The organism is Paenibacillus sp. P4_A7, from assembly GCF_056402455.1.
This window is the reverse complement of sequence record NZ_JBFUHJ010000171.1, coordinates 1-10,466: the sequence shown is the minus strand read 5'-3', so window position 1 is coordinate 10,466 and position 10,466 is coordinate 1. Positions and strand designations below refer to the sequence as shown.

Genomic DNA, 10,466 nt, shown 5'->3' with positions numbered 1-10,466 from the left:
GGTGTAACACTCACAGTTGACGATATTGCTCAGGTTGTACTTGCTTTGGAAACGAAAATGGCTGCAGTCGCGGCAACCGTAATAAGTATTTCGGATATCAATGCTTCATTGACAAATGCAATCCGCGATGCTGCAAAAGCAGCAATTGCGACAAACCCTAACGTTAAGACAGTTGTAGATTATTATGGAGTTACATCGGCAGATTTTGCAGCTGTTTACGATAAGTTGCAAGCAAGTGACGAAGTTAATATTATGACAGGATTTAATGCTTTTGTTGCATTGTACGATGCTTACAAAATTGTACATCCTTCACCAGCGGGTGGTGGCGGAGGTGGTTTTCCACCAGCAATCGTGGAAGTCCCTAAGGAAGCTAAAGATCTAGTAGCTAAGCTGGATGGTCTTAAAGCTTCAATCGCAGCAGCAACTGGTGATGCGAAAGCTAAGTTGATTGCAGATGCTGTGAAAGAAGCACAGGCGCTTGTTGATATACTAGCTAAGATTGAGAACACAATCACAATCACTGATGGTAAAGCTACTCTTAAGCTAGATGAAATCAAAACTCTTTCGGCAATCGCTGGTATTGTCGCAATTGCAGATAGCTTGAAAGCAGCAACTGGTGGTGCAGAGCTTTCTACGCTGAAATTAACAATTGATCTTGGCGCTGTGACGCAAGACAATGTTGTAATCGATCTATCGACTGCAATCATTGAACAAGCGGTTAAAGCGAAAATTGCAGCTATTTCTCTAAAAGTTGGCGATCTGAAAGTAGATCTTCCAGTTGGCGGCACTTTCTCCTCTGCTATCAGCTTTACAATTAAGAAATCTGATGCTAGTGAAGAAGTAACTGGCGGCTTGCAAACAGCTTCCAAAGTATACGACTTCAATCTTACAATTGGCGGCGTAGCAACAACTAGTTTCGATCAACCGATCGTAATCAGTATCCCGCTTGGCGATACGTCAAAGCTGGATAAAGAGCTTCTGTCAGTAGCGAAAATCGTTGATGGCAAGCTTGAATTCCACGGAGGTCGCATTTCTGGAAGCTCAATCATTGAGTCTCGCGATACGTTCTCCTCATATGTAGTAGTTGAGAATAAAGTAAGCTTTGACGATATCGCTTCCGTTGAAGCTTGGGCAGGCCGCGAGATTTCTGTAGTAGCTGCCAAAGGTGCAATTCAAGGTAAATCCGCTGGAGTATTTGCTCCAAAAGCGAATGTAACACGCGCTGAATTTGCTAAAATGCTCGTTCGTGCTCTTGATCTAGAGAATGGTTCTGCAACAGAAGGCTTTGCAGATGTGAAGCCTGGCGACTGGTTTGCACCGTATGTTGCCGCTGCAGTTAAGCTTGAAATCATTAATGGCCGTTCCGCAACGAAGTTTGATCCTAACGCAACGATTACTCGTGCTGAGATGGCGACGATGATTGCTCGCGCATTGAAAAATACACAAGGTGCTACGGATGTAGCGGATATCGATGCAGCACTTAAAGGATTCTCGGATGCAAACAAAATTAACGCTTCTTTGAAAGCAGGAGTTGCATTTGCTGCCTCAAATGAAATCGTGAAGGGCAATGCAGGTAAGTTCCTTCCGAACAACAACGCAACACGTGCAGAAGCTGCTGTGATTATCTACCGCTCTCTTAATTTCGGTAAATAAGTACAAAATAAGGCAAAATCTTCCTCTCATGTAGATGGGAGGAAGATTTTTTTGGGAAAAATGTGGTTTGATGAGAGAATATAGGTTACTATGTAATAAGATATAGTTCTTAAGAATCAGCATATCTTTGGATATTCCTATATCCAATGGAGGGTATACAGTGTCAAACGAACTAGATTTGCGACAATATGTAATGATAATTAGGAAAAGATTGGTTTATATTATAGCATTTGTATGTGTGTGTTCACTAGCATCGGGAATTATCAGTATGTTCTTCAAGGATCCCGTCTATGAAGCATCTACGAAAATTATAGTGAATCAAACAACGACACAGCTAGCAACTGGCCAGCTGGATATAAATCAAATCAACTCCAATATTAAGATGATAGATACCTATAAAGAGATTATTAAGACACCGGCTATTCTAGATCGAGTAGTAGAGAAATACCCAGAGCTAGGATTAACGGCTAAGGAGCTTGCCGGCAAGATCAAAGTTAGCTCAGTAAATAATACGCAAGTGATGACGCTTGTTGTACAAGACATCGTATACAAAAAAGCAGCAGAAATCGTAAACGCGGTATCAACTGTGTTTCAAGAAGAGATTCAGCATATTTTCAAGGTGGAAAATGTGTCTATTCTTAACAAGGCAGTCTTGAATGAGCAGCCTGATCCAGTATCACCGAACGTACCTCTATATATTGCGATTAGCTTTGTTGCATCCTTGATGATTGCGATTGGCATAACGTTCCTACTTGAATATATGGATGACACAATAAAGACGGAAGAGGACGTGTTGCAATATTTGGGACAGCCTACGCTCGCTATGATATCGAGAATGAGCCCTAACGTCGATGAAACAGGCGGCGACAGCAAAGTGAAACAATCCTATAAGGCGGGTGATATGGATCGTGTCTCGATTGAAAACTAAACGTCAGCTTATAACGGTCTCGAATCCACGCTCACCCATTTCCGAATCATATCGAACGCTGCGAACTAATATTGACTTCTCTTCAATCGATGAGAAGCTTCAAGTCATTATGGTTTCATCGGCTGGACCTGGTGAGGGTAAATCGACGACAATAACGAATTTGGCTGTTACATTTGCTCAGTCGGAGCGCAGAGTTGTTCTCGTCGATGCGGACCTTCGCAAGCCGACCGCTCATCATACCTTTACGATATCGAATCGCTGGGGCTTATCCTCCGTTATATCGAAGCAGTGTTCGTTAGAGGAAGCTATTCAAATGTCTGATATTCCGAACTTGGATGTTCTTACTTCGGGTGCGATTCCACCGAATCCAGCAGAGATGATGGCATCGAAGAAAATGACAGCATTGATTGAGCAGCTAAGAGAGATGTATGATATTGTCCTCATCGATACACCGCCGTTACTGGCTGTAACCGATGCACAAATCATTGCGACTAAGAGCGATGGCGTCATCCTCGTAATTGACCAAGGGAATGTGAAACGGGATATCGCTATGAAAGCAGTCAAGAACCTAGAGAACGTAAACGCTCGTATGTTAGGCGTCGTATTGAACAACGTAAAGCGTAAGGCAAGTGAAGAAGCTTACTATTATTATTATGGCACTCAAGACAAGAAATGAGTAGTCTAGCAAGTATCATTGTCAGTGGAGGGAAACGTAAAGTGAGCTATAGAAGTAGAATGTTTATATTAATGGTGGTAGATATTTGTATAATATGGTTAGCCATTGCGACATCCTACCTATTCCGTTTTAATGGTCATATCCCTCTCTACTTTGAGAAACAGATGCTAGTATTTGTTTTGGTGACAACGCTGCTGTGCGGAATTAGCTTGTACAGCTTCCGAATGTACAAGAGGATGTGGCAATACGCGAGTATCGGGGAGATTGTTGAGCTTGTAAAAGCGCTTGTAATAGGTATGGCATTGTCCTATTTGGTAACTTATTTACTTTATGGAGATAGAGTGCCACTATCGATTACCTCTAGGACATTAGAGCTTATGTTGCTCTTTATAGGTGGCTCTCGATTCATCTGGCGATTAATCCGGGTTAACAGAACGTCAAAGGCTGATTTAAGTAATCATGTACTAGTTGTAGGGGCAGGAGATTGCGGTGCTCTCATTGCCAAAGAAATGATGACAAGCAACAGCTTTGCAGGAAATCTTATCAAAGGGTTTATTGATGATGATCCACAAAAGCACAATATGCAAGTAGTTGGTTTGCCAGTACTCGGAAATCGAACACAAATTGAAGAAATAGTTCGTACCCATCAAATTCATGACATTATTATCGCGATGCCATCCGTTAAGCGGTCGCATATCACCGATATTATAAATATTTGTAAGCTGTCCGGCGCGAAGGTGAAGATCATCCCATCAATCAATGATTTTATTAAAGGACGTCTTTCCGTTAAATCGTTACGCAATGTTGAAGTAGAGGATTTGCTTGGCAGGGAATCGGTAAAGACGGACATGGATGGAATTTCTGATTATGTGTCAGGCAAAGTCGTGCTTGTCACAGGTGCAGGCGGATCAATTGGCTCTGAACTATCTAGACAGATTGCTTCTGTTAATCCCTCTCGTTTACTGCTGCTGGGACATGGCGAGAACAGTATTTACACCATCGAAATGGAGCTTCGTACTAAGTTCCCTGATGTTCAGCTGGAGACAGTGATTGCGGATATTCAGGATAAGCAGCGTATGGATGACGTATTTCGCAAGTTTAGACCTCATGTTGTTTTTCATGCAGCTGCTCATAAACATGTTCCACTCATGGAGCGTAATCCATCAGAGGCAGTTAAGAACAATGTATTGGGTACAAGAAATGTAGCTGACTGTGCTGATAAGTACAGAGCAGAACGTTTTGTCATGATCTCATCAGATAAGGCCGTTAATCCTTCTAGTATTATGGGCGCTACCAAGAGAATTGCAGAGATGTACATACAGAGTATTAATACAATAAGTGAAACACAATTTGTTGCCGTGCGATTTGGCAATGTGCTTGGCAGTCGTGGCAGCGTGATTCCACGCTTCAAAGAGCAAATTGCTGCAGGTGGTCCGGTGACCGTAACACATCCAGAGATGGTTAGATATTTTATGACGATTCCAGAGGCTGTACAGCTCGTCATCCAAGCTGGTGCATTCGCCAAGGGAGGCGAAATATTTATCCTAGATATGGGACAGCCAGTTCGTATTTTGGATTTAGCACAGGATCTAATTCGTTTGTCTGGCTATGAACCGAATGTTGATATTGAAATCAATTTCAGCGGCATGCGTGAGGGTGAGAAGCTGTTCGAGGAGCTGCTAACCAATGAGGAATCAATTACATCCACTCAGCATGAACGTATTTTTATAGGTAAACCATTACATATTAATCGCATCGAGCTTGAGCTCCAGTTTAAAAGTATCGAGAAAGTATTGGGAGAAGATCAGAACTCAGTGAGGGATATTATCGAACATTTGGTACCCTTTTATTCGCATGTATCCTAACAGTCAACTTATGAGGGTGGAGGAATAAAGATATGCGTAAGAAGAAGTGGAAGAAGATAATAATAGTGGTCGCGTCAATAATAGTAGTGTTAGGAATTGGAGGCTTATTTGCAGCAAATTATGCTGTAGATAAGCTTATCTCTACTTTAGCTGCTGATCTTGAAAATGACTTACTAGTTGAAGATGAAGGGGCTGTGGATACTCCTGTCTCAGAAGATGTTCCTACTGAAACAGAAAAAGATGTGGATGAGTCAGATGTTCCTAATAAGAATGAACCCAAGAAAGACGTAGTGGCACCAAGAAACGAAGAGAAACCAAATGAAGGCTACAATGGTGAGGTATCCATAGATAAAGCTAAGGATCTCCAAGGGAAGATAACGGTTTCGGAAAAGGCGAAGGTAACTTCAGTTCTTCTGAAAGAGTTGAGTGCATCGGATATGAAGTCTATGCAGGAGCTAGCAAGTGGCGGTTTAAGTCTAGAAGAAAAGAAGCAAGCGAGAAGCATTATTCTGGATAAGTTATCTGCAGAGCAATATGACGATTTGATACAGATTGCTAAGAAATATGGGATGAGTCAGGGTAAGGGTTATGATGAGGTTGTTAAAGAAAAGTGAGATCACTTAAAACTCAGAAAGGAGAATAATAAATAGAGTACGAAAGGCAATCATTCCTGCTGCCGGCCTTGGCACTAGATTCCTACCGGCTACCAAAGCCATGCCGAAAGAAATGCTACCAATAGTGGATAAGCCTACTATTCAATATATTGTAGAGGAAGCAATGGCGTCTGGAATTGAAGACATTATTATCGTCACAGGAAAAGGTAAGTGAGCCATAGAGGATCGCTTCGACAATTCCTTCGAGCTTGAACAAAATTTGCTTGAGAAGGGGAAGCTTGAGCTTTTGAATGAAKTTCAGAAGTCTTCTAAAATGGTAGATATTCATTATATTCGGCAAAAGGAAGCAAAAGGTTTAGGCCATGCGATATGGTGCGCACGCAAGTTTATAGGCAATGAGCCCTTCGCAGTGTTGCTTGGTGATGATATTGTTCAAGCTGACAAGCCTTGCCTCATACAAATGATTGAACGATATGATCGATACAAATCCTCCGTTATATTCTAAGCCCTAAAATTTTTAACATTTTGGGAAATCAAATCCAGGAGCTGGCGGAGAGATTCAATTAACGGATGCCATAGCAGAGCTGAACCGTTTCGACGCAGTATATGCTTATGATTTTGAAGATGTAAGGTATGATGTAGGTGAGAAGCTGGGTTTTATGAAAACTCAATTAGAGTTCACCTTGCAACGTGATGAACTGAAAAAAGAGTTGTTGGAATACTTACAATCAGTAAAGAGTGAATATCAACAGAAGGTTACTTAACAAGCAACATAAATTTTAAAGCGTAGGTGATCATGTGAAGTTTTACAGTGGAATTAAATTTGTTGCTGATATTTTCCTTTCATTTATAGCGTTGTTGCTGTTGTCTCCAGTCTTGGGGTTAATTGCAATCCTGATTAAGCTGGACTCTAAAGGTCCAGTTTTCTTTAAGCAGAAACGAATTGGTAAGAATAAAAAGCACTTCTATATTCTTAAGTTTAGAACGATGCGGACAAATGCGCCGAAGGATATGCCTACACATATGCTTCAAGATCCAAATTCCTTTATTACAAAACTTGGAGAATTCCTCCGCAAATCAAGTTTGGACGAGTTGCCTCAAATTATTAATATTCTTAAGGGAGAGATGAGTATCATTGGTCCACGTCCAGCACTATGGAATCAATATGACCTAATTGATGAGCGTGATAAGTATGATGCTAATGATACTCTGCCTGGTCTTACTGGTTGGGCGCAAATTAATGGTCGGGATGAGTTACCAATAGCAGTGAAAGCTAAGTTGGATGGGGAGTACGTTAAAAGAATTTCAGCTTATTTTGACATCAAAATATTCCTGATAACGTTATTTAGTGTAATGAAATCAGATGGAGTAAAAGAAGGTAATCAATCTTCTGATCAGTCTAAATCTGAGACAAAACGAGGTTATATATTTGAAAAGTAAGAAAAGAGTGTTGATAACAGGTATAAATAGTTATATTGGAAATAGTTTTAGAGACTGGATAATTACTAGAGAAGAAGATTTGGAAATAACAGCAATTTCAGTTCGGAATGATGATTGGAGAGAAATGGACTTTTCAAAGTTTGATTCTATACTCCATGTTGCAGGAATTGCACATGTTTCTGCAGATCCTGAACTTGAGTCACTGTACTACAAAATTAATCGAGATTTAGCGATTGATATAGCAGAAAAAGCAAAAAGTGAAGGTGCTGATCATTTTGTATTTATGAGCAGTATTATTATTTACGGAAGGGATAGTAGGGTAGGAGAAACTAAGGTTATATCTTTTGAGACAAACCCTAGCCCAGTTGATTTTTACGGCAAGAGTAAGCTGGAGGCTGATCTAGCAATTGGAAGGTTAGAGGATAGTAAATTCAAGATTTCTATTGTAAGAACTCCTATGGTATATGGCCCTAAATGCAAAGGCAACTTCCCGAGATTAATAAAAATTGCAAAGAAATCATTCCTATTCCCAAGTATAAACAATGAAAGAAGTATGATTTATATTGATAACTTGACTGAATTTCTAAGAATAGTAATAAAAGAAGGACATAATGGAATATTCTATCCGCAAAATGAGGAGTATGTGAGTACAAAAGAGATAATAAAGATAATGGCGGAATCAATGAGTAAGCCATTGCATTTCACAGGAATATTTAATCCGATATTAAAACTTGTATCAAGAAAAGTAAACATTATCAATAAAATCTGGGGAGGTAAAGTATACAGTAAAGACACATTACCTAACTTTGAATATCAGGTAGTAGATTTTAAAAGTTCTATAATAAAAAGTATGTCTTTAGGTGGATAAATGAAAATGAAAAAAAGAGTACTGTTATTAGGTAACCATGGATTTGTAATCTACAATTTTAGAAAAGAATTAATACAAAAATTAATAAGTGACGGTAATGAAGTTTACATTTCACTCCCAAGAGATGAAAAAGTAGAGATAATGATCAGTTGGGGTTGTAAATATATTGAAACAAATGTGGATCGAAGGGGAATGAACCCAGTAACTGATCTAAAACTTTTGTTTCATTATATAAAAACGTTAATATCAGTAAAGCCGGATGTTGTATTGACATACACGATTAAACCCAATTTATACGGTGGTTTGGCATGTAGACTATTAAGAATACCTTGCCTCAATAACATTACTGGTTTAGGAAGTGGCTTTAGTAAGAATAGTATATTGAAAAAAATTCTGATTGTGCTGTATAAAATGAGCTTAAAAAAATCAAGTTGCGTTTTTTTTCAAAATGAACAAGATATGCAATTATTGAAAGGACTTAAAGTCATTAATGGTTATAAGGAATTAATACCGGGCTCAGGAGTTAATCTTAAAGAGTATACTGAAAAGGGTTTCCCTAAATCTGATGTCATTAAGTTTATATTTATTGGAAGAATAATGAAAGATAAGGGTATTGATCAATATTTAGAAGCAGCAAAGGCGATTAAATTGAAGTATCCAAATACGATGTTTAAAATCATTGGTTTTGTTGAAAAATCGCAACCTCATTATACAGAAATGATTAAAGAATATGAGCAATCAGGGTATGTTCAGTATCTAGGATATCAGTCGGACGTAAAGCCGTTCATAGAAGAAATACATTGTCTCATTCAACCTTCTCATGGAGGAGAAGGTATGTCTAATGTATTACTTGAAACGGGTGCTACTGGAAGAGTATTGATTGCATCGAATATAGCTGGATGTAGAGAAACCATTGATGAAGGAATAAATGGCTTTACATTCGAACCACAAAATACAGAGCACTTGATCGAAAAATTAGAGAGGTTTATTCAATTAGATAACCAAGAAAAAATACTGATGGGTAAGAATTCTAGGGAAAAAATCGAACGTGAGTTTAATAGAGATCTTGTTATTAAAGCATATATGAATCAAATTAACTTAATCAAATAAAGTAGTTGGAAGTTTTGCTAATAGAAGAGTTAACTTAAATGAGATAATTAGAATGAGGGTAGTTAATGAGATATCTTATTGCAGTCACTAGGGTCTTAATAAATATTATAAGGTTTAGACTATTGCAGATAATTCACTTTGGAAGAATATCAGTAACATTTGTACAACTAATGTCCATTTCTACAGTAATAGATTTTAGAGGCAAAGGCGCAAGACTAACAATAAAAGGAAGAGTAAGTAGCAGGTCTGGCGTAACGTTTGCAATCAGAAATGGGAACTTGACAATTGGAAAGAAAGTTTTTTTGAATAAGGGATGTACAATTACATGCCATTCAGATATTAGTATAGGTGATAATTGCTTATTTGGACCAAATGTATTGATGTATGATCATGATCATACTTTTGGTTTGAAAAAGATAGTTAATCAAGAAGGCTATAACACAAAACCGATAATTATTGGTGATAATGTCTTAGTTGGAGCTAATTGTGTAATATTAAAGGGAAGCGTCATTGGTGATAATTGTGTAATTGCCACAGGGACTATTGTCAAAGGGAAGATCCCTGCTAATAGTATTGTATCCATGGATCATCAATTAGTTATTAAAGAAATAAAATGAAATAACATATTAATGAATTCTAGGTAGGGTTGTTATTCCAGCCATCTGATTGAGATTAAATAATAATTTAGCTACGTGTGACAAGGAGACCGTTATTCAATGAGTAAAGGATCAATTATATATATTGGTGGCTTTTTACTTCCTGATAAAAATGCAGCTGCTAATAGGGCAATGGCAAATGCAAAAGTTTTTCAGCAGATCGGGTATAAAGTAATTTTTATTGGAGTTAAAAAATCTTCGAATGACTTTAATATTTTTGAATCTGAAATTTTAGAGGGTTTTGAATGTTATTCAGTAACATATCCCAGGAATATACAAGAATGGTTTAAATACTTAATTGCAATCAAGACTCTAAAAAAAATTGTTCAGAAGTATAACGATGTTAAGTTTATTATTTCTTATAATTATCCATCAGTAGCCCAATTAAGAATAAATAATTTTTGTAGAAAAAGGGGGATTAAAACATTATCTGATTGTACAGAATGGTATGGTTCAATTGAAGGGAGTCTTGTGTTAAAGATAATTAAATTTCTAGACACCAATTTTCGAATAAGATACGTAAATAAGAACGCTGATGGAATAATAGTTGTCAGCAATTATTTGAAAAAGTATTACAGTAAACAAAAAAATATATTGATTCCCACTTTATTAGACTATAACAAAAAATACGATTATGCATATTCAGATAATAAATG

General features: G+C 37.9%; 10 protein-coding genes and 1 pseudogene. All 11 read left to right on the top strand.

Annotated features, from left to right (window positions below; all coding sequences use genetic code 11):
* Nucleotides 1–1,653, top strand: a 1,653-nt coding sequence (locus AC1DWN_RS19035; protein WP_477560478.1) for an S-layer homology domain-containing protein, incomplete at its 5' end; no start/stop codon positions are given.
* A 160-nt stretch (nucleotides 1,654–1,813) separates the two neighbouring features.
* The gene (locus AC1DWN_RS19030) at nucleotides 1,814–2,581 is read left to right on the top strand and encodes a YveK family protein (RefSeq protein ID WP_477560477.1); all 768 of its coding nucleotides are present in this window, start codon (nucleotides 1,814–1,816) and stop codon (nucleotides 2,579–2,581) included.
* Entirely contained in the window at nucleotides 2,562–3,257 is a 696-nt protein-coding gene (locus AC1DWN_RS19025) for a CpsD/CapB family tyrosine-protein kinase (RefSeq protein ID WP_477560476.1), read from the top strand. Before AC1DWN_RS19030 ends, AC1DWN_RS19025 begins: the two co-directional genes overlap by 20 nt.
* A 41-nt stretch (nucleotides 3,258–3,298) precedes the next feature.
* Nucleotides 3,299–5,122 carry a polysaccharide biosynthesis protein gene (locus AC1DWN_RS19020; protein WP_477560475.1) on the top strand — a complete coding sequence of 608 codons (1,824 nt, stop codon included), beginning with the start codon at nucleotides 3,299–3,301 and terminating at the stop codon, nucleotides 5,120–5,122.
* A 32-nt stretch (nucleotides 5,123–5,154) separates the two neighbouring features.
* Nucleotides 5,155–5,736 carry a hypothetical protein gene (locus tag AC1DWN_RS19015; protein ID WP_477560474.1) on the top strand — a complete coding sequence of 194 codons (582 nt, stop codon included), beginning with the start codon at nucleotides 5,155–5,157 and terminating at the stop codon, nucleotides 5,734–5,736.
* Between the two features lie 28 nt (nucleotides 5,737–5,764).
* Nucleotides 5,765–6,500, top strand: a pseudogene (locus AC1DWN_RS19010) (UTP--glucose-1-phosphate uridylyltransferase).
* Nucleotides 6,501–6,534: 34 nt separating this feature from the next.
* A complete protein-coding gene (locus tag AC1DWN_RS19005) occupies nucleotides 6,535–7,176 on the top strand; it encodes a sugar transferase (protein WP_477560473.1) in 642 nt (213 codons plus the stop codon).
* A complete protein-coding gene (locus AC1DWN_RS19000; protein ID WP_477560472.1) occupies nucleotides 7,166–8,044 on the top strand; it encodes an NAD-dependent epimerase/dehydratase family protein in 879 nt (292 codons plus the stop codon). The genes AC1DWN_RS19005 and AC1DWN_RS19000 overlap by 11 nt, the downstream gene beginning before the upstream one ends.
* A 6-nt stretch (nucleotides 8,045–8,050) precedes the next feature.
* A complete protein-coding gene (locus tag AC1DWN_RS18995) occupies nucleotides 8,051–9,154 on the top strand; it encodes a glycosyltransferase family 4 protein (protein WP_477560471.1) in 1,104 nt (367 codons plus the stop codon).
* Nucleotides 9,155–9,219: 65 nt separating this feature from the next.
* Complete coding sequence (locus AC1DWN_RS18990; RefSeq protein ID WP_477560470.1) at nucleotides 9,220–9,771, top strand: acyltransferase; 552 nt, start codon at nucleotides 9,220–9,222, stop codon at nucleotides 9,769–9,771.
* 99 nt (nucleotides 9,772–9,870) lie between these two features.
* Nucleotides 9,871–10,466, top strand: a 596-nt coding sequence (locus AC1DWN_RS18985; RefSeq protein WP_477560469.1) for a glycosyltransferase family protein, incomplete at its 3' end; no start/stop codon positions are given.